General features: G+C 41.8%; 23 protein-coding genes and 1 riboswitch. Of the genes, 21 read left to right on the top strand and 2 right to left on the bottom strand.

Features of this window, described 5'->3' with window-relative positions; genetic code table 11:
• Positions 1 to 59 precede the first annotated feature (59 nt).
• A complete protein-coding gene (gene lysA, locus MKX62_RS21840; protein ID WP_340742330.1) occupies positions 60 to 1388 on the top strand; it encodes a diaminopimelate decarboxylase in 1329 nt (442 codons plus the stop codon).
• A gap of 505 nt (positions 1389 to 1893) precedes the next feature.
• On the top strand, positions 1894 to 2259 hold the full coding sequence (locus tag MKX62_RS21835) for a GNAT family N-acetyltransferase (RefSeq protein ID WP_335339500.1): 366 nt from the start codon (positions 1894 to 1896) through the stop codon (positions 2257 to 2259).
• Here MKX62_RS21835 and MKX62_RS21830 read toward each other — a convergent pair whose 3' ends face one another.
• Entirely contained in the window at positions 2260 to 2772 is a 513-nt protein-coding gene (locus tag MKX62_RS21830; protein ID WP_067210470.1) for a DUF309 domain-containing protein, read from the bottom strand. It lies immediately after the preceding gene.
• Positions 2773 to 2817: 45 nt separating this feature from the next.
• Between MKX62_RS21830 and MKX62_RS21825 the strand changes: the two genes are divergently transcribed.
• The 14 genes from MKX62_RS21825 to MKX62_RS21760 all read left to right on the top strand — a co-directional run bounded on the left by MKX62_RS21825 (position 2818) and on the right by MKX62_RS21760 (position 19211).
• Entirely contained in the window at positions 2818 to 3567 is a 750-nt protein-coding gene (locus MKX62_RS21825; protein ID WP_067210467.1) for a segregation/condensation protein A, read from the top strand.
• A gap of 1 nt (position 3568) precedes the next feature.
• A complete protein-coding gene (gene scpB / locus MKX62_RS21820; RefSeq protein ID WP_067210465.1) occupies positions 3569 to 4180 on the top strand; it encodes an SMC-Scp complex subunit ScpB in 612 nt (203 codons plus the stop codon).
• Complete coding sequence (locus tag MKX62_RS21815) at positions 4177 to 5178, top strand: D-alanyl-D-alanine carboxypeptidase family protein (protein ID WP_187045149.1); 1002 nt, start codon at positions 4177 to 4179, stop codon at positions 5176 to 5178. The genes scpB and MKX62_RS21815 overlap by 4 nt, the downstream gene beginning before the upstream one ends.
• Before the next feature lie 322 nt (positions 5179 to 5500).
• Positions 5501 to 6232, top strand: a complete 732-nt coding sequence (locus MKX62_RS21810) for a pseudouridine synthase (RefSeq protein ID WP_067210459.1) — start codon at positions 5501 to 5503, stop codon at positions 6230 to 6232.
• Between the two features lie 259 nt (positions 6233 to 6491).
• Positions 6492 to 7022 carry a thiol-disulfide oxidoreductase ResA gene (resA, locus tag MKX62_RS21805; protein ID WP_338656328.1) on the top strand — a complete coding sequence of 177 codons (531 nt, stop codon included), beginning with the start codon at positions 6492 to 6494 and terminating at the stop codon, positions 7020 to 7022.
• Between the two features lie 17 nt (positions 7023 to 7039).
• Positions 7040 to 8689 carry a cytochrome c biogenesis protein ResB gene (resB, locus tag MKX62_RS21800; protein WP_340742329.1) on the top strand — a complete coding sequence of 550 codons (1650 nt, stop codon included), beginning with the start codon at positions 7040 to 7042 and terminating at the stop codon, positions 8687 to 8689.
• On the top strand, positions 8689 to 9873 hold the full coding sequence (gene ccsB, locus MKX62_RS21795; protein ID WP_067210451.1) for a c-type cytochrome biogenesis protein CcsB: 1185 nt from the start codon (positions 8689 to 8691) through the stop codon (positions 9871 to 9873). Before resB ends, ccsB begins: the two co-directional genes overlap by 1 nt.
• A 596-nt stretch (positions 9874 to 10469) precedes the next feature.
• Positions 10470 to 11732, top strand: coding sequence for a group II intron reverse transcriptase/maturase (gene ltrA, locus MKX62_RS21790; RefSeq protein WP_340741359.1), 1263 nt, complete (start codon positions 10470 to 10472; stop codon positions 11730 to 11732).
• Between the two features lie 210 nt (positions 11733 to 11942).
• Complete coding sequence (locus MKX62_RS21785) at positions 11943 to 13295, top strand: IS1182 family transposase (protein ID WP_338652378.1); 1353 nt, start codon at positions 11943 to 11945, stop codon at positions 13293 to 13295.
• A gap of 613 nt (positions 13296 to 13908) precedes the next feature.
• Positions 13909 to 14628, top strand: a complete 720-nt coding sequence (locus tag MKX62_RS21780; RefSeq protein WP_340742328.1) for a response regulator transcription factor — start codon at positions 13909 to 13911, stop codon at positions 14626 to 14628.
• Positions 14621 to 16405, top strand: coding sequence for an ATP-binding protein (locus MKX62_RS21775; protein WP_187045147.1), 1785 nt, complete (start codon positions 14621 to 14623; stop codon positions 16403 to 16405). Before MKX62_RS21780 ends, MKX62_RS21775 begins: the two co-directional genes overlap by 8 nt.
• Before the next feature lie 45 nt (positions 16406 to 16450).
• A complete protein-coding gene (gene sigX / locus MKX62_RS21770; RefSeq protein ID WP_067210443.1) occupies positions 16451 to 17014 on the top strand; it encodes an RNA polymerase sigma factor SigX in 564 nt (187 codons plus the stop codon).
• Entirely contained in the window at positions 16980 to 18212 is a 1233-nt protein-coding gene (locus MKX62_RS21765; RefSeq protein ID WP_340742327.1) for a hypothetical protein, read from the top strand. Before sigX ends, MKX62_RS21765 begins: the two co-directional genes overlap by 35 nt.
• Before the next feature lie 76 nt (positions 18213 to 18288).
• Positions 18289 to 18420: riboswitch (FMN riboswitch) on the top strand.
• A gap of 209 nt (positions 18421 to 18629) precedes the next feature.
• A complete protein-coding gene (locus MKX62_RS21760) occupies positions 18630 to 19211 on the top strand; it encodes an ECF transporter S component (RefSeq protein ID WP_340742326.1) in 582 nt (193 codons plus the stop codon).
• A gap of 203 nt (positions 19212 to 19414) precedes the next feature.
• Here MKX62_RS21760 and MKX62_RS21755 read toward each other — a convergent pair whose 3' ends face one another.
• Positions 19415 to 19666 carry a ferredoxin gene (locus MKX62_RS21755; RefSeq protein ID WP_067210431.1) on the bottom strand — a complete coding sequence of 84 codons (252 nt, stop codon included), beginning with the start codon at positions 19664 to 19666 and terminating at the stop codon, positions 19415 to 19417.
• 109 nt (positions 19667 to 19775) lie between these two features.
• Here MKX62_RS21755 and MKX62_RS21750 point away from each other — a divergent pair, with 109 nt between their 5' ends.
• From MKX62_RS21750 to MKX62_RS21730, 5 genes are all read left to right on the top strand, one after another.
• Positions 19776 to 20816 carry a helix-turn-helix domain-containing protein gene (locus tag MKX62_RS21750; protein ID WP_067210428.1) on the top strand — a complete coding sequence of 347 codons (1041 nt, stop codon included), beginning with the start codon at positions 19776 to 19778 and terminating at the stop codon, positions 20814 to 20816.
• Positions 20816 to 22252: a RecQ family ATP-dependent DNA helicase gene (locus tag MKX62_RS21745; protein ID WP_340742325.1), complete on the top strand. Its 1437-nt coding sequence runs from the start codon at positions 20816 to 20818 to the stop codon at positions 22250 to 22252. Before MKX62_RS21750 ends, MKX62_RS21745 begins: the two co-directional genes overlap by 1 nt.
• A 193-nt stretch (positions 22253 to 22445) precedes the next feature.
• The gene (locus MKX62_RS21740; RefSeq protein ID WP_067210423.1) at positions 22446 to 23108 is read left to right on the top strand and encodes a LysM peptidoglycan-binding domain-containing protein; all 663 of its coding nucleotides are present in this window, start codon (positions 22446 to 22448) and stop codon (positions 23106 to 23108) included.
• Positions 23109 to 23330: 222 nt separating this feature from the next.
• Entirely contained in the window at positions 23331 to 24116 is a 786-nt protein-coding gene (locus MKX62_RS21735) for a metallophosphoesterase (RefSeq protein WP_067210420.1), read from the top strand.
• Positions 24117 to 24134: 18 nt separating this feature from the next.
• Complete coding sequence (locus MKX62_RS21730) at positions 24135 to 25109, top strand: YpdA family putative bacillithiol disulfide reductase (RefSeq protein ID WP_340742324.1); 975 nt, start codon at positions 24135 to 24137, stop codon at positions 25107 to 25109.
• Positions 25110 to 25126: the final 17 nt, after the last annotated feature.

The following is a 25126-nucleotide window of genomic DNA, read 5'->3' as shown; positions in this document are numbered from 1 at the left end:
CCTCAACCCTTCTTTATATGATAAAATTTTAGTTATCTAATTCGAGAGGGGCAGGCAACATGCATTTATATGGAACACAATCAGTCAACGAACGTGGCCATCTGACAATTGGTGGCACAGATACGGTTGATCTCGCACATACTTATGGAACACCACTTAACGTCTATGATATTGCCTTGTTCCGTGAACGGGCAAGCGCCTTTAAGAAAACATTTGAATCGATGGGCATCCGTGCGCAAGTCGCTTATGCGAGTAAGGCATTTTCGTCTATTGCTATCTACGAAATCGCCGAACAGCAAGGACTTTCTCTAGATGTTGTTTCTGGAGGGGAATTGTTTACAGCGGTGTCTGCGGACTTCCCGCGTAATCGAATTCATTTCCACGGTAACAATAAAAGCTTTACCGAATTACAATATGCTTTTGATGAAAAAATAGGATGTATCGTTATTGACAATTTTTCTGAAATCGAACTGGTTAAGGAAATCGCTGAATCTCGTAAAGAGTCTATGAACGTACTTATCCGTGTAACACCGGGAGTGGAAGCTTCTACACATGATTATATTACGACAGGCCAGGAAGATTCGAAGTTTGGTTTTGATTTGAAAAATGGCCAGACAGATGAGGCTTTCCTTCAGTTGTACAATCATCCTTACATCAATTTGTTAGGTATGCATTGCCATATTGGTTCTCAAATATTCGAAACAGATGCGTTTCGTTTAGCGGCAGAGGCGCTTATGAATAAGATGGTTGCCTGGCGCGATAATTATGAATTCATCTGCACAGTTCTGAACTTAGGTGGCGGATTTGGTATTCGTTATACTGAAGAAGACAAACCGCTTGAACCGTCAGTATATGTCGAAGAAATGGCGACGGTTGTTCTTTCAATGACGCGGAGCCATAACTACCCATTGCCAGAAATTTGGATTGAACCCGGCAGATCGCTAGTCGGAGATGCAGGTACAACTTTGTATACTGCTGGTAGCTCAAAAGAAGTGCCTGGTATTCGGAAATATGTCGCAGTTGACGGTGGAATGTCGGATAATATTCGACCGGCGTTGTACGGTGCAAAATATACTGCCGTTTCGGCAAATCGTATGAACGAACCTCACGTCGATAAAGTGACGATAGCGGGGAAATGTTGTGAATCCGGTGATAAGCTTATTGAAGAGGCTCAACTCGCTGATCCAACTGAAGGAGACATCATCGCTGTTTTCTGCACAGGTGCTTATGGCTATTCGATGGCTAGTAATTACAACCGTCTTCCAAAACCGGCAGTTGTATTCAGTGAAAATGGACAACATCAGCTTGTCGTCCGCAGGGAAACTTATGAAGACATTGTCAGATTAGACATTCCGTTGCAACTAGTAAGACGGGAGGAGAGGATTTGAGAAAACGCAACATCCTCCTTTTCATCTTCATTGTAGTTGCAGCTATTATGTGGGGAGCGGTATACTGGAAGTTCGTCATGCCAATTATTGATCCGCGATAAAGTGAAACTTCAATCAGTAGGGGGCTTTTCTTCCACTGATTGTTAGTTGCGGCCACAGGGATTATGTTCCGATTGATCTGGCTTTTCCGGAAGTGGGTCCTCCACTTAATGTGTTAAATCACTATATATATTGAACAAATGAATACCTATATAAACTGAGCGAAGGCGGCCTTTCAAGGGGTAGCAGAAGCCAAAAGAATGGCTGCGCAGCTGCCTGACTGATGGCGGAAGGAATCCCCTAGCGCCGCAGCGAATACGGTGGGATTTCTGTATGTCAATATATGTAGGCCTTAAATGGGCTCTTACTGCCCATTTAAGGCGCGATAAAGGAAACTGCTTATCATTGGAAAACGTAGTTAGTTCTATCCAATGACCAAAGTGTTTTCAGAAAAGAAGGGATTCAATTGATACTTTTGCGTTATAAGAAAACGTACGAAAAAATTGCGATGGGGCTGCTTTCTTATATGCCCGGCGATAAAACCGTCAAGAAATTGCAGGAATGGATTCAACGATATGAAACAGATGATAGTTGGCAACTATATCTTTTGAAAAAAGATGAGGACTTCATCGGTTTGATAGGCATCGAATTAGGGGAAGAAGACTACACTTTACAGCATCTCTCTGTCAATCCATCTTTCCGTGGTGAAGGAATTGGTCAAGAAATGGTCATGAAGCTGCAAGCGCTCTTCCCTGATAAAACATGTATTGGAACTGAAGAAACTGATTTATTCATACAGAAATGTAAGCCTAAAGAAGAAGGTTCAGACTAATTAACGTCTGCCCTTCTTCTTTTCTTCGCGTTCCCGAAGAATATCACTACGGTCTCTGAGCATATGTTTATGAATGACAGCATCACTGCCGAATGGTAGAAGTGTCATAGATTGTTCCAACTTACTAGCCAGGTCAGTAACGTTAGCTGATAGGATAGTGATGGGGAACGATTCGAATGGCAGATCTTGCTCCAAACGGTTGACTGCTTTTGTAACATCGTAAACTAATTGGTCAAAATCAATTTCTTCCGTGTATTTAGGGTAGTTAGCAAGGAAAGTCGGAAACTTTGTCATTGCTTTGTTAAGTGTACGGGATGCTCCTGGTTTATTGCCTCTACGCCAATGATACATTCCTGTCGCAAGGAGGATATAGGCTGTCAACGGGTGATCTTTATCGCTGTCAGGAATAGACTTCCAATACTCCTCCAGTACTTCGTGGCATTCAAAATAGTCTTGATTGCCATTGAAATAAACAATAAAATTTACGAATAGCGGATGATGATACGGATGCATGTAATCAGCCCTTTCCATAGTCTGAAAGATAGGTAGGTGTCACGAATGACATATCAAGTAAAATTAGAGGCTTTCGAAGGGCCACTAGATCTATTATTGCATTTAATCAACCGACTTGAAATTGATATATATGATATCCCGATGGCGGAACTGACAGCGCAGTACATAGAACACCTCCAAGCGATGCGAGTACTGCAATTAGATGAGTTAAGTGAATACCTCGTCCTCGCTGCGACGCTGATTGAAATTAAGAGCAAAATGCTTCTACCAGTCCACGAAGGAGATGAGTTTGATGACGACTTTGATTTTGACATGGAAGACGATCCACGTGACGAGTTAGTTGCGCGCCTGATTGAATACAAAAAATATAAAGATGCAGCAATTAGTCTGAAAGAGTCTGCAGATGAGCGATCCGGTCATTTTACCAAACCACCCGAAGATCTTACGGAGTTTGGTGAAATTGTGGCGAGTGAATCAGATGAAAGTTTGAACGTTTTCGATTTAATTGGCGCGTTTCAAAAGATGCTTAACAGAAAACGTTTGAAGGCACCTATGATAGCAAGTATATCTAAGACGGAAGTTTCTATCAGTGAAAAGATGGATGAAATTATGGCAATACTAGAAAAGGGCGGCGGGAAATGTGATTTCTACTCCTTATTCGACAAAGGCGAAACAACAGATCTTGTCGTAACTTTTTTATCGTTGCTTGAATTGATGAAACGGCGGGACATCATTGTCAATCAGGAAGGTAATTTTGACGATTTGACAGTATCGTACCGACGGGAGGATGAGTGAAATGGAATTTAAAGACCGTTTGCCTGGGATGATCGAAAGTTTTTTATTCATAGTAGGGGATGAAGGGTTAACGATTAAACAGTTAACATCTCTAGCTGAGCGTAAAGAATCAGAGGTTACTGAGGCAATTGACTGGCTACGTATGAGTTATGAAGAGCGCAAAGAGAGCGGCATTATGCTGAAGCAGTTTGGAGGGGCATATCGTCTTGTGACGAAAGCTGACTTCGCGGAAGATATAAAACGGTTGTTGGAAAATCCATCTCCGAAATCCATGACCCAGGCATCACTTGAAGTATTGGCAATTATCGCATATAGGCAACCTGTGACACGTGTTGAAATTGACGATCTTCGGGGTGTTAAATCCGAGGGACCTATCAATACGCTAATTGCCAAGGGACTCATAATGGAAAAAGGTCGATCGGAAGGAAGTGGACGAGCGATTCTCTTTGGCACAACAGACTTGTTCCTGGACCGTTTCGGTTTGGCATCACTAAATGGATTGCCACCCCTTTCGCAGGAAGAAGAAGGCGAGACAGTTGAAACAGACTTGTTCATGACAAAGTTCCAAGAAGCGTTTGCGATGGAAAATGATGGAGGAGGAAGCATTTCTTGAAACGGGCGATAATCGTTGTCCTATTTTTCACGTTACTAGTTGGCGGAGGTTTGAAAGAAGTCGCTGCGTCCGGCCAAGCATGGGCCGTTATTGACGCTGATACAGGCAGATTGTTGGAAGGTCATAATGAAAACGTTAGACTGCCGATAGCCAGTCTAACAAAAATCTGGACGGCTTTTACGTTCCTTGAAAGTGTTACAGAGCCCGGAGACGTCATAATTTCGCCACAAGCTGCTTCGGCCGAAGGTTCGTCCCTTTATTTACCGCAAGGGATGAAGATTGAAGCAGATGCCCTGCTAACTGGTCTAATGCTACGGTCAGGCAACGATGCAGCGCGTGCGTTAGCAGAACACGCGGGCGGTTCAATGGACGGCTTCGTGGACCTGATGAACGACAAGGCACTGTTGTATGGATTGAATGATACTGTCTTTTCGAATCCGTCAGGTCTGCATGATGAACGTCACTTGTCTACTGCATACGAAACAGCGCTCATGCTACATTATGCTATGGAAAATGACCAGTTTCGTACTATTGCTACCACAAAGAATTTTAGTTATCAGGGGAAGGATCAAGCCTATAGCTGGCGTAACAAACACCGCCTCCTACATTCCGAATCGACTGCGATTGCAGGAAAGACTGGTTTTACAAAAGCCGCGGGCAGAACGCTTGCAACTTATTTCGAGAAAGATGGCAAAAACATCATCGTTGTCACTCTGAACGATGGTGACGACTGGAATACACATAAAAGTTTGGCCAATAACGTGTTTTCCTCATTCAAGTTGGTGACTGTCGCTAAAAAAGGGGTATATGATATTCTACCCGGTGTAGAAGCAGAACTGTCCAAGCCAATCCGTTTGTTATTGAAAAAAGGGGAGAAATCGAAACTATCAAATGTTATTATTATCCCCCGTGGAAAAAATGAAAAAAGTACAGGGCATTGGACCGTGTCACTCAGTAATGAGCCACTTATTACGACGGAAGTACTTATAAAACAATGAACTTGTTACCAATGGCAAAAAACACAGCAAACTTCAAGCGAATATTAATCGAAAATATGCAATTGTGACGGTTTGGGGAAGACTGACGCCATATAGGTCAGTCTTCTTTTCATTTGCTACAAAGTGTGACATAATTTTTTCAAAGGTAAGAAAGTATAAGTTTCTTGACATGGAACAGTGTCTAGACTTCAGGCGCCAGCCGCTTGGCTCATAAGCAATCCAGCTATGTGGCAAAGAGCGCCACGTCGCTGGATTGACTTATGACCATCGCGTCTAGCGGGCGCCTTCCGCTTTTCTTACAGAATGAAGATGGGGTGACTTAATGGAAAGATTACAGAAAGTGTTGGCACAAGCAGGCGTGGCATCACGTAGAAAATCAGAAACACTAATTGTTGCAGGAAAAGTGAAAGTGAACGGTGTCGTCGTAACAGAGCTTGGAACAAAGGTATCTAGTTCGGATCGTGTAGAAGTTGAAGGAGTTCAGCTTGTTAAAGAGACTTACGTCTATTTCTTATTATATAAACCAAGAGGAATCATTTCGACAGTGGATGACGAGAAAGGCAGGAAGACGGTGTTAGACCTATTCCCGCAAATCGAACAACGGATTTTTCCGGTTGGGCGTCTAGACTATGATACATCCGGTGTTATTATCATGACGAATGATGGCGATTTCTCTTACTTAATGACACATCCGAAATTCGGTATTAAGAAAAAGTATATTGCAAAAGTAAAAGGAATCCCTAGTCGTGAAGCGTTGCGCAAACTTGAGACTGGAATTGACCTAGAAGACGGTAAAACTGCCCCTGCACATATAAAAATGCAGTCAGTAGATAAAAAAACTGAAACTGCGCTTATTGAGATTACAATACATGAAGGAAGAAATCGTCAAGTACGCCGTATGTTCGATGCAATTGGATGTCCGGTCCAAAAACTTCGCAGGGAATCATTTGGTAACGTAACAACTCACGGAATGAATGCTGGAGAAGCTCGGGAATTAACAAAACATGAAGTGAAACAGCTACGTGTACTCGCGGAAACAGGTAAAATAGGCTGATTGTGAGTCAATTGCGCCTCGATTTAATTGCGTCTAAATTTTGAATTGCGCTTGTAGCCGCAGGACGCGGCGAACTCAGGTTGCCTTCCCAAACTCCTGTCAAAATTTGTGACATCCGCCTGGGGCTTGCCGTAACTAGTAGGAGACTTCTACTGATTACGGCAATTGTTCACAATCCCTTCAATTATGATGCGTTTATACAAAGGTCTATTTGTTATAATTAAAGGCAGAACTTATTTATTGTAAGGAGGCATTACGTATGGCTAAGGCGGATCAAAAGAAAACACGTCTTATTATAAGGACAATCGTCCTGTTACTTCTCGTCTCGGCAGTTGTCTATACAATCGCTTCAAAAGATAAAGTGAAGGTATTAGCAGTTGGAGATAAAGCACCCGATTTTGAGCTTGTCGATTTGGAAGGTAACAAACAACGACTTTCTGATTATAAAGGTGAGGGAGTTTTCTTGAATTTTTGGGGAACTTGGTGTCCCCCTTGTAAAAAAGAAATGCCCTATATTGAAAGACAACACAAAGCTTTTGAGGGAAAAGGCGTCCATGTACTGAGCGTTAACATCGCGGAATCACGGTTGAAAGTTGAGACGTTCAGGGATCAGTATGGAATGACATTCCCAATTGTGATTGACAAAGGTAAAAGTGTCATGGGGGTCTATAATGTCGGGATACTTCCGGCGACATACCTCATTAATAAAGATGGCAGAATAGAACAAATCATAACCAGGGAAATGACTGAAAATGAGATTGTTACATTCATGGAAAGCATTCAACCCTAATAAGGAGTAAATCCAAAATGAGCAAAATCAAATGCCAGTGCGGTCATGATAATCCATTTGGCACAGTGCTTTGTGAGCGATGTGGTAGACCGCAGACTGAAGAAGCGAAAGAAAGCAAACTTGTCGACATGCGTTACGAAGGTGCGGCAAGAAGATCGCAGACATATAAACGGTCGATCATCGATAAAATATGGAATTTCTTTTCGAGTGTAAAAATTGGAATTAGTATTATCGTTGCCGTTCTCGCAACTGCTGCGATAGGTACTATTTTTCCACAGAAACTGTATGTAGCCGCGTCAACTGAGGCGGAGTATGCAGCTTACTACGAACGGCTTTATGGATTGGCAGGCACGATTTATTACAAACTTGGTTTTCATGACATGTATAATAGCTGGTGGTTCATTACGTTGGTCGGGATGCTTGGAACTTCCATCATTATTGCCAGTGTCGACCGAGTTATACCGCTTTATAAATCATTGAAAAGGCAACGTACAAAACGCCATCCTTCATTCATGAAAAAACAACGAGTCTATGGTGAAGGACCGTCGGAAGACCCAGAAGCTGCACTTATAAAAGCTGAGGGGAAACTGAAGGAACTTCGTTACAATGTGAAAATCGAAGACGGAGCTTTGCTTGCAGAGAAAAACCGTTTTTCAAGATGGGGTCCGTACGTCAATCATTTAGGACTTATCATTTTTCTGTTTGGTATTCTACTACGCGGTATTCCTGGGTTTTATGTTGATGAAACAATGTGGATTCGCGAAGGGGAAACACGCTCTATTCCAGGTGCAGAAGGTTATTATTTGGAAAGCAAAAATTTCATTATGGAAAACTACACGAAAGAGGAAGCTGATGAGGTATTCGGCGATGCGCTTGAACGTGTCGGCATGATTGCGAAAAACTATCAGACGGATGTCGCTCTATATCAGACACCTGAAGGCGGTCTTCCAGGATCTGATGAAATGGACTTCGTTAAAGAATACTCTATCATTGTTAATAAGCCATTGAAATTTGATGGATTCAACGTTTTCCAAATGGATTTTCGTTTAGATGAATTAAAATCGATGACATTCCAATTAACTGAAAAAGCTACGGAATCTTCACTTGGGGAGTTTACAGTCGATCTTACTAATCCGGAACGTGAATATGAACTTGATAATGGCGCGCGCGTTATTTTGAGCGATTATTATCCGGATTATGACGGGATTGAAGACGGAGAACCGAAATCGAAATCTCCAGTACCGAATAATCCAGCATTCATCTTTAAAATGGTGACCCCAGCCAAGTCGGACGGCGAGATGAGTTTCGTCGCCATCAAACAAACGCTTGAAACGGAAGTCAACGATTATAAGGTGAAATTCGTTAGTGCAGAAACCCGTGATATATCTGGGCTGACAGTACGCAAAGATAAAACATTATATCTCCTTTTACTAGGAGGAATTATCTTTATGATTGGTGTTTCGCAAGGATCTTATTGGAATCATCGACGAATCTGGATTCAAAAAGGACCTAATGGAGAGCTACTAGTTGCAGGACATACGAATAAAAACTGGTTCTCCTTGAAAAAAGAGTTAGATCAAGTGAAAGACGTTGCTAATTTACCGACCTATGAAGACAGACAGGACAAGGAATCTATCTTGCGAGATAAGGAAGTGGACAAAGTATAATGGGACTTGCATCGTTAAGCGCTAACTTGCTGTTAGTTTCATTTATCGCTTACCTCGTCGCGACGCTATTTTTTGGCGGCGCGGTGAAAGGCGCTAAATCTGAAGCATCTTATAAAAATAACCGTTGGGGAAAAATTGCGATTACCATCACGGTCATCGGATTCATTACCCATGTAGGTTACTTCATCACACGCTGGATTGCATCAGGTCACGCACCAGTAAGTAATATGTTCGAATTTACGACTGCCTTTGGGATGATGCTCGTTGGGGCATTCATTCTTCTGTATTACTTATATAGAACACCATCACTCGGCTTGTTTGCTTTGCCGATTGCGATTATTATTATCGGCTATGCAAGTATGTTCCCGAAGGAAATTACACCACTTATTCCAGCACTGAAAAGTTACTGGTTGACAGTTCATGTAATTACAGCTGCACTTGGTGAATCGATCCTCGCGATTAGTGCCGTAGCTGGGTTAATCTATTTATTGAAGAATATCGATTTGACGAAAAAGTCGAAACAGCGGTTCTGGCTAGAGGCGGTTATTTTCACGCTTATCTTAGTAGTCGGTTTCGTATTATCTTCGTCAACGTTTAAATTGACTGGCTATGAAGCACATTTCACTTATATTGATAAAAATGAACAAGCTGCTAAAATTGAGTACAATTATCCACCACTTTTCGGTATGTCTGGCTATGAATCGCTAACACCGGACGCGATGACGCCTTGGGCTGAAATGCCACCAATCGTCAATGCGAAGACGCTGACGACGTTCGTCTGGTCAATCGCAAGCGGAATCATTCTCTACTTGATTCTTAGACTCATTTTCCGTCGTCCAATTGCGGCATTGTTGCAGCCATTCGCTAAAAAAGCGAATTCGCAACTAATGGATGAAATTGGATACCGTGCGGTTATGATTGGTTTCCCTATCTTTACACTAGGTGCTCTCATTTTCGCAATGATCTGGGCTCACGAAGCGTGGTCAAGGTTCTGGGGATGGGATCCAAAAGAAGTATGGGCCCTTATCACATGGTTATTCTATGCTGCATTCCTTCACGTGCGTTTATCACGCGGTTGGGATGGCGAAAAATCGGCATGGCTTGCGGTTATCGGTTTCGTCATCATTATGTTTAACCTGATTGCCGTGAATTTGATCATCGCAGGGTTGCATTCATACGCTTAAGCGAGAACTGCCTAGTAGTTATCTAACTACTAGGCAGTTTTTTTGGTGCGCCCAGCATGGGTGTAGTCTATAGGGTGCAAGTCCCGAACTGTGAAGGCAGAAGTAACAGTTAGCTTAACGCAAGGGTGTCCATGGTGACGTGGAATCTGAAGGAAGCGAGCAGCAAACCTCCGGTCTGAGGAACACGAACTTCATATAAGGCTATGTACGATTGGGTGAGTTTGCCAAACAAAACAAAGCCCTTTCTGCCGAAGGTCGTATGTAGTAAATGAAGCAGATAGGTGGAGGGAAAGACTACGTTCTTACCTGGGGAGGTCTGATTGATACGCCAAGTACACTTGGTAACCTACTCAGTGATGGGTAGCTGAACAATCAGAAGTCAGCAGAAGCCATAGTACCATTCGAACTCGAGAAGAATGGGAAGGGCTGAACAATTAAGAGAGAACAACATCTTGGCATTCAGTAACCTGCGAAGAACACAGATAACCGATAAGGCATGCTTGAAGGAGGAAGTGGTGAATCCCACGGGGGACTTCGAGATGGTGGAGCAGAGCTGGTATAAGAAGAAGCGTTGTTCACGGAAAGAGGCGTAACCAATGTTGATGGAACGAATACTGTCGCGTGAAAATCTGCTTTCTGCCCTGAAACGGGTGGAACGCAATAAAGGGAGCCATGGTGTAGATGAAATGCCCGTACAAAACCTACGAAAGCACATCTTGGAACACTGGGAATCCATGAAAATGGAACTTCTTGAGGGTACTTATAAGCCGCAACCTGTCCGCAGGGTCGAAATCCCGAAACCTGACGGTGGCGTGCGGTTATTAGGTATCCCTACCGTGACGGATCGTCTCATTCAGCAAGCCGTTGCCCAAGTATTATCTACTTTGTATGATCCAACGTTTTCCGACCATAGCTATGGTTTTCGACCAAAGCGAAGCGCCTACGGCGCAATAAGGAAAGCGAAAGGATATATACAGGAAGGTAATCGGTGGGTAATCGATATAGACTTGGAGAAGTTCTTCGACAAAGTGAACCATGATAGGTTAATGGGAACACTTTCGAAACGAATCGAAGACAAACGTCTGCTTAAGCTAATCCGTGACTATTTGAAATCAGGAATCATGATAAATGGTATCGTGACAACCAGTGAGGAAGGTACGCCGCAAGGTGGCCCACTCAGTCCATTACTTTCCAATATTGTCCTTGATGAACTAGACCAAGAATTGGAGGAAAGAGGACATAAATTTGTCCGATACGCTGATGACTGTAACATCTATGTGAAAACACAGAGAGCAGGTAATAGGGTCATGAGTTCTGTCACTTCATTTATTGAAGGGAAACTTAAGTTGAAAGTGAATCTGGGTAAATCTGCAGTTGACCGTCCATGGAAGAGGAAATTTCTCGGATTCAGTTTCACCAATGGTAAAGAACCGAAGGTTCGCATCGCCAAAGAAAGTGTGAAACGGATGAAGAATAAAATTCGCGAAATCACTTCAAGGAAGAAACCTTATCCCATGGAATATCGGATAAAGAAACTCAATCAATATCTGATGGGTTGGTGTGGCTATTTCGCATTGGCAGATACGCCAAGCGTGTTCATTAAATTCGATTCTTGGATTAAAAGAAGACTCCGGATGTGTATGTGGAAGAACTGGAAAAAGCCAAGTACGAAGGTGAGGAAACTCATTGGATTAGGTGCGCCGAAAGATAAGGCATACGAATGGGGTAACTCACGTAAAAGTTACTGGAGAATTTCTAAAAGTCCCGTATTACATAGAACCCTCGGAAACTCCTACTGGAGTTCCCAAGGGCTCAAAAGTCTACTGTCACGTTACGAAACTTTGCGTTATCAATCTTAATTGAACCGCCGTATACCGAACGGTACGTACGGTGGTGTGAGAGGTCGGGAGTTAATCACTCCCTCCTACTCGATTTTTATAAGTGAATCAATTTCATATCTCTGAGCCCTTGCGGCTCTAAGTATAAAACGGCAAGAAAATAGAGCACCTCCCCAAATCCTGTATAATGAGAGTTCTGACACACACATTAACAGACTGGAGAAATGCTCTATGCCTATTATACGACAAGAAAGCCTGTTTGACATGAAAGTTTTATTTGATTTGGAACCTACCCATCGATTTAATTCAATTTTATCCGGTATTGAGATTCATCCGATCCTTGACGTAGTAATGAAAAAGTCTAGATTCGGACCTAAACAATCGCTTAATTACTCTGCAATGATCTATTCATTGATCATCCGAATCACCGAGCGTATTCCTTTTATTAAAGACTTAGTAAAACGTCTCTCTACAGACTTACGATTTAAAGTTGATTGTGGATTCTTGGTATCAGATGAAATCCCATCCGAAGCTTCTTATTCACGTATGATCACATTGATTAGCGATTCTGATGCGTTAGAAATTGTTCAAGAAAGCCTACTTCTTCAGGCTATATCAGAAGGTTTCGTCTCAGATGAAACGATAGCCATTGATGCAACGCATGTAGAAGCACGTGATCGTGCTCCATATAAATCAGATAAGGTTGAAAAAGAACCCCAAAAACGAGGGCGTAAAAAGAAAGAGGAACGTGAACAATGGCTAATTGATAAAGCCGAAATAGAAGCGAATCTTCCGGTTTACGAAAAGAAAATTGAATACCAACTTGATATACCGCTTAAGGAACTTCGTTCCTCAGTTCCCACACAACCAAAGTGGGGAATAAAGAAGAACAGTGAAGGGAAAAACGTATTTTGGTACGGATTCAAATGTCATCTGGCAGTTGGGACGAAGAGCCAATACATTCTTCAATCTCTGTTTTCCTCTGGTAATCTTAACGATGGAAAAGCTGCAATCCCATTATTAAAAGGTACTAAAGAACGCCTTCCGTTATTGAAAATAAAACATGTGACAATGGATGCTGGTTACGACTACCAACCAATTTATGAACAGATTTATCGTAATGGAGCGCAATCTATCATTGCTTATAATAAGAAGAACGAGCCCGAGCCAATAGGCTTTGATGAGCATTTCGCACCCACATGCGTGCGGGAACATTCCTATCGTTATGATAGCTTCGATGCGAAGTACAAAACGTTGAAATACACACGGCCAAACGAATGTAAGGACTGCCCATTAGCTAACGACAGTTTATGTCAGAAAATCTATAAAAAGAAAATTTCTGGCGATCTAAGACGTTACACAGCACCAGCACGTGGGTCAATGAAATGGGATGAAATTTATAAGGAACGAAGTTCCGTTGAACGTGTAAATGCTTATCTAAAAGGCTTTTTTCTGCTAGATCAGATTTATCATTGTACCGGAGTCAAAGCCAAAGTTCATTTCGACTTGGTTCATATTGCATACAATGCCAGTAAACTTGCAGTTGATCGTCTTACACAGCTTCAACTATCCGCAACAGCATAATCGTCTATTTCATTCGTTTTTTTAAGAAATCATTTCAAATTCTGTTTCTTTATGATTTTTTAAAAGTACGCATTATGAAATTGATTCAAGTGAAAATAAAAATCCCCTTCAAATCTACTTCGGTGCTTAGTTTATGCTATACATTGGCTCAACATATATAAAGGGGGATTATAAGATTCGGTAATGTCAATGTGTTGTAACTTCGAGGTTTCAAGTCAAGTGGTTGGGGCCGTTTATGATCGGTTGGTAAGGGTATATGGTGGGTGTGTGTCGATTATGATCGGTTGGCAAGGTTATATGCTCGTTCGTACGCCGATTATGATCGGTTGCAAGGTTATGCTCGTTTGTGTGTCGTTTATGATTGGTTGCAAGGGTATATGCTCGTTCATGTGGGGTTTATGATCGGTAGTCAAGAGTATATGCTTGGTCATGCGTCGATTATGATCGGTTGGCGAAAGTATATGCTTGGTTGTGTGTTCACTTTTGATCTTACTAGACACCGGTTCGCCATTTTGAAGTTGCGCTTAAGAACGTCGCTACGGCTTTTCTGTTTCTTTTTTGCACAACGACTTGTACAATGAGGATAGTAGCTAGTTGAAAGGGGTAATCATTTATGGAAGAAAAAGTGACGTTGTTAGTAGTAGACGACGAGGAGAGAATCCGTCGTCTGTTAAATATGTATCTTACTCGTGAAGGGTATGAAGTCGAAGAGGCTGTCGATGGCGCGGATGCACTCGAAAAAGCGCTTATGAATAACTATGATTGTATTTTACTCGATTTGATGATGCCTGAAAAAGATGGATTAGAAGTGCTAGAAGAACTAAGAGAAAAGAAAATTATGACGCCTGTCATGATGCTGACGGCAAAAGGCGAAGAGTCAGACAGAGTAACTGGTTTTGAGTCGGGTGCTGATGATTACATAGTGAAGCCTTTTAGTCCGCGTGAAGTTGTTCTGCGGGTTAAAGCAATTCTTAGAAGGTCTGTTACGTTTCCAGGTGCCGCTTCATCATCTACATCGAAGGACTTGGTCGTCTTCCCTCAATTAACGATAGATCACGATGCACACCGGGTTACAGCTGAAGGAGAAGAAGTTGGGCTGACGCCGAAAGAGTACGAATTGCTCTATTTTCTTGCGAAGTCGCCTGACAAAGTATTCGACAGAGAACAGCTGTTAAAAGAAGTGTGGCATTATGAATTTTTCGGAGATCTCCGTACTGTAGATACGCATGTCAAACGGCTACGTGAAAAGCTAAGCCGCGTTTCTGAACAAGCAGCAAAAATGATTGTTACTGTTTGGGGAGTCGGTTACAAGTTCGAGATTCCTAATGAATAGAATATGGAATTCAATTGTCGGGAAGCTATGGGCAACCATATTGCTTCTCGTTTCTTTTGTATTATTTATTGTTACGGCCTTGCTCCTTGAATTCCTAGATGACTTCCATACACAACAGGCTGAGGAATCATTGCGAAGGGAAGCAACAACGATCGGGAAAATTGTTAATGATCACGAAAGTCAAACTTCGATGAACTTGATTATTGATGACATTCTTGACGACGAAACGAATGCGATGATTGTCGATACCAATGGGGAAGTTACGCATTCATTCCATAAAGGATTGAACAAGGATAGAATAGAAAATAAAGTGCTCTATGAATCCATGTTTTATGCAGCTGAAAAGAATAATAAACAAGTTGTAAAAGAGATGATCTTACCTTCGATTAATGAAGAGAATGTCATGGAACAATACCTTGTTCTATCCTATCCACTTGAAAAAGGAGAGCAACTCGGTAGCTCAGTTATCATTTATCAAAGCCTTGAAGCCGTCCATAGGACAACAGAAAGTACTACACGTATCGTATTCTTATCAGCATTTATTGCCTTTATTTTAACAACATTTTTCGCCTTTTTCCTGTCAACAAGAATTACTTCCCCTTTACGTGGATTGAGGCAGGCGGCATTTGAATTATCGAAAGGGAATTTCGATACAAGATTGCCTGTAATGCAAAATGATGAAATTGGCCAGCTTGCAACTGCATTCAATCAGATGGGTAGACAGCTTAAATACCACGTTGAACTTATTAATCAGGATAAAGAGCAGCTTTCAAGCATCCTTACATCGATGACTGATGCTGTCATTACATTTAATCGAGATTATACAATCCTGCTAAGTAATCCACAAGCTGAACAGTTATTGCAGAATTGGTATTTTAAAAATGGCGCACAAGAGGGTAACCATCATATCCCACCGGCGATTTTTCATATGCTTGAACATGTTATTACGTTCGCTGAGGAAGTTGAAGATGAATTAGAATTAGGTGGACAGTTTTATGGAATCTCTATTAGCCCGTTGTATAGCGGAAATAGTATTCGTGGGGCAGTTGCTGTCTTACGTGATATGACAGATCAGCATAAGCTTGAGAAACTTAGATCCGACTTCATAGCAAACGTATCTCATGAACTTCGGACACCGATATCTATGTTGCAGGGGTATAGTGAAGCCATTATTGATGGAGTTATAACAAGTGATGAAGAGCGCGACGAAATGGTACAGATCATACACGATGAATCGAAAAGGATGGGCCGACTTGTGACGGATCTTCTCGATCTCGCAAGGATGGAATCAGGACATATGCGACTTTACAAAGACGATCTATCGATGATTCCTTTTCTCGACCGGATAGTCAATAAATTCATGCAAGTTGCGCGTGAAGCAAATGTCGATTTGACTTTCGAATTCTTGGAAGATACAGTACTCATTTCAAATGTAGATGAAGACCGTATGGAGCAAGTATTGACGAATTTAATAGACAATGCAATCCGCCATACACCTGATGGGGGAAGTGTTAGACTTGGAATACAAAAACAAGTTGATATGATTGAAATAACAGTGACAGATACAGGTGTTGGAATTCCGCAAGAGGATTTACCGTATATCTTCGAACGATTTTACAAAGCAGATAAAGCGAGAACTAGAGGAAAAGGCGGAACAGGTCTTGGTCTCGCCATCGCCAAAAGTATTATCGACTCTCATGGTGGCAAAATCGCTGCAACAAAAGGTGACACTGAAGGAACAATTTTCAGTTGTATATTGCCTTTAAAAAAGATGTAACTTAATAGCTTGAAATACGACTAATTGATAGAACGGGGGAATTTCATGGACGACTCCGTTTTCCATCGGCTTTACGAACAGTACCATCAGGATGTGTTCAAGTTTCTTATCTATTTGACGAGAGACCGTGACCATGCTGAGGACCTCATGCATGAAGTCTATGTGAGGGTACTGCGTGCTTACGCCGGTTTTGAGGGGAAAAGTTCCGAGAAGACATGGCTCTTTTCAATTGCTAAAAATGTAGCAATCGACCATTTCAGGAAAAATACAGTTCGTAAAAAGCATCTGTTCGATAAATTCGACTGGGAAAAGAGCGAACTCGTATCGACAGGTATCCTGCCGGAAGAAATCGTAGCACTCAGTGAAGAGATGCAAGAGCTGCTGCAAGCACTTAATACATGTACTGGTGATCAGAAAATGGTTATCATCATGCGCTATTTCCAAGATCTTTCCATAGCTGAAACAGCCGAAATTCTTAGCTGGACAGAAGGCAAAGTGAAGACAACACAACATAGGGCGATCAAAGCATTACAAAAGAAATTGAATGCTCTTCCGACAGAAGGGGGGAAACTAGATGACCCACAAAGATTGGAACGACAACAAGATTGAAAAACTCCTCGGTGATGTGCCTGACATATCAGATAATCGTCAAATGTCGGAAATACTGGCACGGCTGAAGCAAGATGAACGGCTGAACACGCCTCACCGTAAAAAATCAAAGAAATGGATGCCAGCACTTGTCGCTGTTGCTGCTTTGCTTGTTATCGGCCTGTTGGTTCCTTCTATGTTTGGTGAAAATGAATTATCAATGAAGGACCAAAGTACCGACAATAAAATGATGCAGAGTGAGGACGCCGAACCTTCTGCAAGAGGTGCGAGTTTGGAAAATGAATCGATTACGGATGAAGAAGCGGAAATGGGCACAATGGATGGATTTTCTACTAAGATGGCATCTGAAACAGGGAGGACACACCATTTTGCTGTCTACTCCGAAGACGTTACCGATAGTACACTATTCCATTTAGGTCTTGCAGGTGATCAAGCTTTAAGCATTGCCGTTACATTTATCATTCCGAACAGTCAAATCAATGAGGATATTGGTTTCTTGGAGCCATCGAGTTATGATTTGTACAAAAAGTATGCGGATCGTCTCGATGAAAGTGCACTAGGTTTTCAAGAGTATCATCCTTATAAAGGCAACATCGCCGCAGAGGATCATGTAATTATCCACCAGCTACCGCAAGGTCATGGTTATGACATAGGTTCGGGATCGATGGAAGTCTATCTCGACTCTTTACAAGATACGTTTTACGGTTATCAGGAGGTCCGATTTGAGAACGAGGATGGAACTGCGACCATGTTCTCTGAAGTAGGTCAACCGAGCACACCGTTGATTTTGAAAAGTGGTCGTAATCATTTGAATTACTATATGTTTGAACAACAAGATGGACAGCAGTTTCTTACATCGAACTTTTCCCAACCGCAGCCATCGTTGAACGAGGCATTACAGCAAATGAAAGTGAAGCCGAATGATGTTTTCAAGCCAGTCATTCCAAGTACTTTAAATTTTGAAGTAAAGGCAGATGACAAATTGACGACCATCAAATTCACACAACCACTGGATTTGGACGCGATGGAGCCGGAAAAAGCGATGCAAATGGTTGAGGGCATGCTCCTGACAGCAGCTGATTTTGGTGAACAGCTTCAATTCGAAAATGTCGTTCAAGAAGAATGGAACGGTTTTAACTTCAGCCAGCCTTTACCGGTACCGGTTGGATCTAATCCACTTCCACTTATATTGAAGTAAATAGAAAGACCTTTGTAAACAGCCTTGTTTACAAAGGTCTTTTTTTTGTATACAATAAGGTTGTAACAAAATATTGATTCATCTTCGGGGCAGGGTGTAATTCCCGACCGGCGGTAAAGGAAAGTCACTTTCCAAGCCCGCGAGCTTAACAGCTGATACCGGTGTAATTCCGGAGCCGACAGTATAGTCTGGATGGGAGAAGGTGAAGGTGCGGCCATCTTTTTGTGTTGTCTACAAAAAGAGGTGCTTATTTAAATGTGGGTTAAAAGAGAAAGAAACAGTCTCTTTTCTACTCTCTATTTGAGTATACCTTTCAAATCCCTCGAGCTTATTTGCTTTTGGGATTTTTTGTCGACATAAACAAGGTGGAACGGCCTTTCCTCTTTTGAAGTGAATCGCAAAAGGAGAGAGGAACAAATGAATAACAAAAAGTTGCGAAAGATGATTCTCATCGCGATGTTAGGGAGTATTGCAACTGTTTTGATGCAGTTTAACTTCCCATTACCTGCACTACCTGGATTCCTGAAAATTGATTTCAGTGAGATTCCAGCGGTTTTGGCAATAATGACGATGGGACCTGTAGCAGGTATTGCGGTCGAACTGCTTAAAAATATAATGCACTGGTTCATGTCAGGTAGCCCGACAGGTGTTCCTGTTGGTGAAATTGCAAACTTTGCAACAGGCGTGCTTTTCATAATGCCGATTTATTTTATCTTTAATAAATTTAAAACATCTATTGGTCTAGCTGGAGGCCTCATTGCTGGAACTGTCTCGATGGCTATTGGCATGAGTGTCTTGAATTACCTACTGTTTTTACCAATGTATACGTATTTCATGAATTTCCCAGCCATGGCAGGGAATGAGTTAGCTACTTTTATTGTTTTAGGAGTTCTACCATTTAACTTGATCAAGGGAATTATGCTAATGATTATTTCCATGCTGCTTTTCAAGAGTATGAAAAAATGGATTGCAAAACAGCGTACCCAATTAACTTCATAATATAAAAAAAGGTCGTCCCGGGATTTTCCAGGACGACCTTTCCACGTTCGATTTATCTAGCTTCGTGACAGTGGTCTCTCAGCCAATTGGTAGAGCCACTCACGAGTCTTTAACACTATTGTAGAGTAACGTCTGTCTGGAAGCCAGCACGACAAGTTGTCGTAGTTTTAAAGCGACTTCTGTTATCGACAGCGCTTGCCTAGTTAATCTTCGTATTTAAGTGCATCGCCATCAAATGGTGCGTCGGCGGTTTTGATAGAATCGGTTGGGCAGCCATCGAAAGCGTCTTCTAGGTCTTCCATCAGTTCTTCTGGAACTTCAGCTGTTCCCATGTTATCATCGAGGATAACATAAGCAATTCCTTCATCATCATAATCGTATATATCCGGGGCAGCAGCTCCACACGCACCACACGCTATACATGTATCCTGATCAACGATTGTATATTTAGGCATAGTCTTTCTCTCCTCTTTTCTCCGTACAAACAATTTACTTCACCTTTCATTCTAATGATGTTGACAAGAGTTTTCAACAAAAAACATTTGTTAATCGGAGGAATTCAAAATGAAACTATCTTCAATACTATTAACCATCATAGGCAGAATAGACGGTGAACGAACAATCTATGCGGGACTTCACCTATTACGCGGCAAAAGATCGGGACAAACACTGCAAGATGTTGAATATTATGGTTTGAAGGAATTCTTTGGTATTGTACCAAAACTGACAGCTGAACGATTCGATGAGGCGGCTAAACAGTTAAGTGATAGGGGTTTCATCTCAACAATGGATGATTCTTTCGTCAAACTGACGGAGCAAGGTCGCGTGGAAGTTGGCAAATTACCGTCCTACCGATTTAACGGCTGGGATTATAGAGGAAGGGAAATGATTTTTTTCGGAAGGTTATCGCTTGTTGTGCAGACGGTTTCGAATTTCAAAGCAAAGGAAAAATCGTTTATGCCCGCTCAAAAAGACCGTGATATTCAAACTTTTGTTAAAATGCTACTACATAATCAGCGAATCAGTGATCCAGTATTTGCTAAAGGCGTCAGCGAAGAAATTCGGCTATGTATTACTCGAAGTGAAATGGATGAAAGACAAAAAACAATTATCACTCATCGCTTAAGTGGTTTCGGACTGACAGGCTGGACATGGGATCAGTTAGCAGATAATTTGAAACTAAATCCATTCGATATCCGTCTACTATTTATAGAAGGTCTACATATGATGCTTGCTGTCATTATTCTGTCTCCTGATTTGCCTTTTTTGCGAAAAATAGCTGAAAGCGTCAAGGTTTCGACATATTTGACGGATTCCTCTGTAAAAACGAAGCAACTTTTTGATCGTGGCTTTTCTCTTGAAGAAATTGCGATGGCGCGCAACTTGAAACAGAGTACAATTGAAGATCATTTTGTAGAAATGTCTATTAATGATACAGAATTTCCGCTAACACAGTTTGTTTCTGAGGAAGATGCAGAAGCAGTAGCTGGAAAAGTGAAGGAAATTGGAACCCGTAGACTTCGCTTGCTGAAATCTGAATTCGAAACGCTTTCCTATTTTCAACTTCGTCTCATCTTAGGTGCGCGGACGGGAGGGGGCAACTAATGGCTATTCACAAATTATTAAAAGAGAGATTCGGTTTTGATCAATTCAGGGCAGGACAAGAAGATGTCATTCGAGATGTGATTGCGGGCAAGGACACGATTGCAATTTTACCTACAGGTATAGGGAAGTCACTTTGCTACCAATTACCTGCCTATGTACTTGAAGGTACTGTCTTAATCGTTTCACCACTCGTTGCGTTGATGGAAGACCAGGTAGCAATCATGAAAAGGAACGGTGAAAAAAGGGTTGTTGCGTTAAACTCATTTCTTTCTTATTCGGAGAAAACCAGGATAATGGGGGAATTAGGCCGCTATAAGTTCATTTTCATATCACCTGAAATGTTGTTGCAAAAAAATGTGACTGCTCATTTTCGTAACATTCATTTGTCGTTAATTGTTGTTGATGAGGCTCATTGTATTTCTCAATGGGGATTTGATTTTAGACCAGAATATTTGCGGCTAGGAGAATTTTTTGAAGGATTAAACCGACCAGGTATTTTGGCTCTTACCGCAACGGCCGATGATAAAGTAAAGGCTGATATTTGCAGGTATCTGCAACTTCAAATGCCTGCAATTCATCAACATTCGTTGGACCGCCCTAATATTTCTTATTCAATTGTCAAAGTTGATAATGGGATGATGAAAACGGAGTGGATTAAGAATCGTATAGTAACGACGGCGGGTCCTGGAATCATTTATGTGGCATCGCGAAAGCGGGCTGATGAACTATCTCAGCTTCTTCAGCTGGAGGGTGTTTCTGTGGCATCTTATCACGCCGGCAAAGAGCAAGAAGATCGAGCGTTCATTCAGGAACAATTTATCACTGGTGAAATTAGCTGGATATGTGCTACAAATGCGTTTGGAATGGGTATACATAAAGACGATATCCGTCAAGTGATCCATGAACATGTACCTCAAGCTATCGCAAGTTACATTCAGGAAGTGGGGCGTGCGGGACGTGATGGTGATTTAGCGGCAGCGACGTTACTTTTTTCGTCCGATGACGAAGGAAGAACGCGTTTCATTATCCAAGACGATCTCCCTCAAGAATGGGAAATCAAGCACTATAAAAGTCTTCTCGTAGAGAACTATCCGCCTGCTGAAGCAGCTGAACTGGCACGGATTAGCGAAACAGGAAAACGTGTCATAGACTACTACATCGAACGGATGCCGATTGAAGATGTCATTATTCGTATGTCTGAATTGATACGTGAAAAAGAAGCGCAACTACAGACGATGCTTCGATTAGTTCATTCTGAAAGATGTATTCGGGAAGAGATTTTAGGTTTTTTCGGCGAGGCATGTGGAATGAAACCGAAGTTTTGCTGTTCGGTTTGTGGAACAGCGGATGGTCTAAAGCTTGATGTACAAAAAACAATCGTGTTGGATAAACGAATGGTGGATTGGGAGGAAAGGTTGACGGGGCTTCTTGGATAAGAAACCTGTTGTCCATTTAACTTCATTCTGAAGAACTATGCCTGATGACTCGTGGAACAAGGAAAGTTGCAGTTCAATCGCCCCTCTGAGTAACCAATATCCTGTTGGTGCAAATACAGCAAGGTGTATTTGATTTTTACGACAAAATTCGTCATAATGAAAGAATAGCACGATGTGATAGGAGAATGTAGCGATGAAAAATGATGATTATAAGACTGACTTTGAAGAGCACAGGAAGGAAATCGGTCTAGACGATGGTCATGAGGTTAGCAAGCTTCCATCGCGTAGCGAATTGCATAGGAAAGGTCGTAAACCTAAAAAGAAATCCAGCCATACGATGATTAATGTTATTCTTGGGTTATTCACACTTATTCCGGTACTCATTTTAGTGTATATTATTTCCGATTTTTATACTCCGGGTGATCGTACGTCAGCAAAAGGTGGGGAAACCGGCACGCTCTTTGAAATGAACAGTGAAAAGCCAGTTGAAAAAACTGCTGATGCTGATAAAGACGATGAAAAAAAAGCAACTAGTAATGAGGACGAAAAGAGTGCTGTGAAAACTGAAGCTGAAGCAAAAGTTGAGGAGAAGCCAGTATCTAAACCAGTAGTGAATGTCAATCCAACACCAGAAAAGAAACCAGAAGTAAAAGTAGAAACGAAGCCGGAGAAGAAACCGGAAGTAAAACCGGAGTCTAAACCAGTAGCAAAAACGCATACGGTTGGTAGTAATGAAAACCTTTATCGTATTTCTTTGAAATATTATGGTAACGGTGGAGGCGTCGAAAAAATCAAAAGCGCAAACGGCTTAACATCGAATGAAATTGGGGTTGGACAGAGACTTGTCATTCCTTGAGGAATAGCAGTATGAAAAAGGCGAAGTATAGATTCTTTGCCTTTTTCTTATGATAATAGGGAAATCTGGGTTTTTTGACACGGAACTGTGTCAAGCTCCAAGCGCCAGACGTTCGGGTCATAAGTGAGCCCGGCTAATCGGCAAAAGAATGCCGCTTCGCCGGTCCGCCCTAAGCCTGTCGCATCTACATGGCACTTTGCGCTTATCTTATGAAGGGTGGGCATGATTACGGTTAATAAAATGATATGGTCATCTGTTTCGCTGATGATTGGATTTTTAATATATATGTTTATGAGTGCTAGAAGAAGGAATGTTATTTACCATAATATGAATGTTGCGTCTGATAGTCAGGCTGACAAAAAAATGTCGGTATTTTTCATTTCAGATATCCATCGGCGTAAAATCGATGATAAATTGCTAGCGAAAGTTCAATCTGCCCATGATATCGATATTGTTATCATTGGCGGTGATCTAGCTGAAAGAGGAGTACCACTAGTACGGATAGCTGAAAATATCCGTAAGTTAGCGCAATTGGGACCGTTATTTTATGTTTGGGGTAATAATGACCGTGAAGTTGGAGAAGAAGAAATGCGAGAGATTATTACTCGTTATGGCGGGAAAATCCTTGACAACGAAAGTAGTGTTATTCCTGGACATCCGCGTTGGGGTATAGCTGGAACGGACGATCCGTCAAGTCGAAATGTCGATATTGACTCGACCCTCCGTGTTGTCAGTCAGTATGACAATGTTATTTTGGTCACGCATACGCCTTCGCTTTTTAGGAAAGTGGAGCAGTTATATGAGCCTCGATTGATGCTTGCGGGGCACACACATGGCGGACAAATTCGAATCGGGAAATACGGTCTACAGGAAAAAGGATCGTTCCGATTGAAGAAGGGTAGAGCGAAGCTAATCAGTAATGGATACGGCACGTCTACGTTGCCACTGAGGCTTGGTGCGGCGCCTGAATGTCACGTCATCGTCATAAATTATGGAGAAGTGTACTAAAGGAGTGTATTAAATAAAATGATACAAAAAGATGTAATAGTGGTAGGGGGAGGTCCATGTGGCCTGTCAGCAGCAATAGAACTGCAAAAACAGGGACTGGATGTTCTTGTTATCGAAAAGGGCAATATAGTCAATTCGATTTATCATTATCCGACGCATCAGACGTTTTTCAGTTCAAGTATGAAGTTGTCTATAGGGGATATTCCATTTATCACGGCTATAGATAGACCGAAGCGGAATGACGCACTTGTTTATTACAGGAAAGTTGCGGAACTGAAAGAAATTCCTATCAATAGTTTTGAAAAGGTAGAGGATGTTGCGAAAATAAGTACGGGATTCCATATTTTGACGGATAAAGACGAGTATTTAGCAACTAATGTGGTAATCGCGACTGGCTACTACGACAATCCAAATCAACTCGGTATTGAAGGGGAGGACCTCCCGAATGTCTTCCACTATTTTGAAGAGGCACATCCTTACTTCAGAAAAAAAGTGGTTGTAATTGGAGGAAAGAACTCTTCCATCGATGCTGCTCTCGAATTGGAACGTGCTGGGGCACTGGTTTCAGTTGTTTACCGCGGTTCCGATTATTCACCAAGTGTTAAGCCCTGGATTTTACCTGGTTTCGATAGCCTTGTTCGTAGTGGTGAAATTGCCATGCATTTTAATGCGGATGTTGTCAAAATCACGGATGCTTCCGTCACGATTGATATCGAAGGGGAATTGTTTGACATTGAAAATGATTATGTCTTCGCAATGATTGGCTATCATCCCGATCACACTTTCCTAAAAAAGGTTGGTATTTCGATTGAAGAAGAAAGCGGTCGCCCTTCTTTTGACGAAGAAACAATGGAAACGAATGTCGAAGGGCTCTTTATTGCAGGTGTTATTGCTGCGGGGAACAATGCCAATGAGATTTTCATCGAAAATGGTAAGTTTCATGGTGAAATAATTGCGCGTACGATTGATGCAAAACAAAATAGTGTAAAATAAAAGCTACCCTTCAATCT

Origin of the sequence: Sporosarcina sp. FSL K6-5500 (genome assembly GCF_038005665.1) — a bacterium.
Classification (GTDB): Bacteria; Bacillota; Bacilli; order Bacillales_A; family Planococcaceae; genus Sporosarcina; species Sporosarcina psychrophila.
Note: the sequence above shows the minus strand (reverse complement) of the source record. Positions and strands in the feature narration are given on the sequence as shown.

Excerpts from the sequence above, each read along its gene's own strand:
- lysA (WP_340742330.1), top strand. The coding sequence starts at position 60 with ATGCATTTATATGGAACACAATCAGTCAACGAACGTGGCCATCTGACA.
- MKX62_RS21830 (WP_067210470.1), bottom strand. The coding sequence starts at position 2,772 with ATGCATCCGTATCATCATCCGCTATTCGTAAATTTTATTGTTTATTTC.
- MKX62_RS21825 (WP_067210467.1), top strand. The coding sequence starts at position 2,818 with ATGACATATCAAGTAAAATTAGAGGCTTTCGAAGGGCCACTAGATCTA.
- scpB (WP_067210465.1), top strand. The coding sequence starts at position 3,569 with ATGGAATTTAAAGACCGTTTGCCTGGGATGATCGAAAGTTTTTTATTC.
- MKX62_RS21810 (WP_067210459.1), top strand. The coding sequence starts at position 5,501 with ATGGAAAGATTACAGAAAGTGTTGGCACAAGCAGGCGTGGCATCACGT.
- resA (WP_338656328.1), top strand. The coding sequence starts at position 6,492 with ATGGCTAAGGCGGATCAAAAGAAAACACGTCTTATTATAAGGACAATC.
- resB (WP_340742329.1), top strand. The coding sequence starts at position 7,040 with ATGAGCAAAATCAAATGCCAGTGCGGTCATGATAATCCATTTGGCACA.
- ccsB (WP_067210451.1), top strand. The coding sequence starts at position 8,689 with ATGGGACTTGCATCGTTAAGCGCTAACTTGCTGTTAGTTTCATTTATC.
- ltrA (WP_340741359.1), top strand. The coding sequence starts at position 10,470 with ATGTTGATGGAACGAATACTGTCGCGTGAAAATCTGCTTTCTGCCCTG.
- MKX62_RS21785 (WP_338652378.1), top strand. The coding sequence starts at position 11,943 with ATGCCTATTATACGACAAGAAAGCCTGTTTGACATGAAAGTTTTATTT.
- MKX62_RS21780 (WP_340742328.1), top strand. The coding sequence starts at position 13,909 with ATGGAAGAAAAAGTGACGTTGTTAGTAGTAGACGACGAGGAGAGAATC.
- MKX62_RS21775 (WP_187045147.1), top strand. The coding sequence starts at position 14,621 with ATGAATAGAATATGGAATTCAATTGTCGGGAAGCTATGGGCAACCATA.
- sigX (WP_067210443.1), top strand. The coding sequence starts at position 16,451 with ATGGACGACTCCGTTTTCCATCGGCTTTACGAACAGTACCATCAGGAT.
- MKX62_RS21765 (WP_340742327.1), top strand. The coding sequence starts at position 16,980 with ATGACCCACAAAGATTGGAACGACAACAAGATTGAAAAACTCCTCGGT.
- MKX62_RS21760 (WP_340742326.1), top strand. The coding sequence starts at position 18,630 with ATGAATAACAAAAAGTTGCGAAAGATGATTCTCATCGCGATGTTAGGG.
- MKX62_RS21755 (WP_067210431.1), bottom strand. The coding sequence starts at position 19,666 with ATGCCTAAATATACAATCGTTGATCAGGATACATGTATAGCGTGTGGT.
- MKX62_RS21750 (WP_067210428.1), top strand. The coding sequence starts at position 19,776 with ATGAAACTATCTTCAATACTATTAACCATCATAGGCAGAATAGACGGT.
- MKX62_RS21745 (WP_340742325.1), top strand. The coding sequence starts at position 20,816 with ATGGCTATTCACAAATTATTAAAAGAGAGATTCGGTTTTGATCAATTC.
- MKX62_RS21740 (WP_067210423.1), top strand. The coding sequence starts at position 22,446 with ATGAAAAATGATGATTATAAGACTGACTTTGAAGAGCACAGGAAGGAA.
- MKX62_RS21735 (WP_067210420.1), top strand. The coding sequence starts at position 23,331 with ATGATTACGGTTAATAAAATGATATGGTCATCTGTTTCGCTGATGATT.
- MKX62_RS21730 (WP_340742324.1), top strand. The coding sequence starts at position 24,135 with ATGATACAAAAAGATGTAATAGTGGTAGGGGGAGGTCCATGTGGCCTG.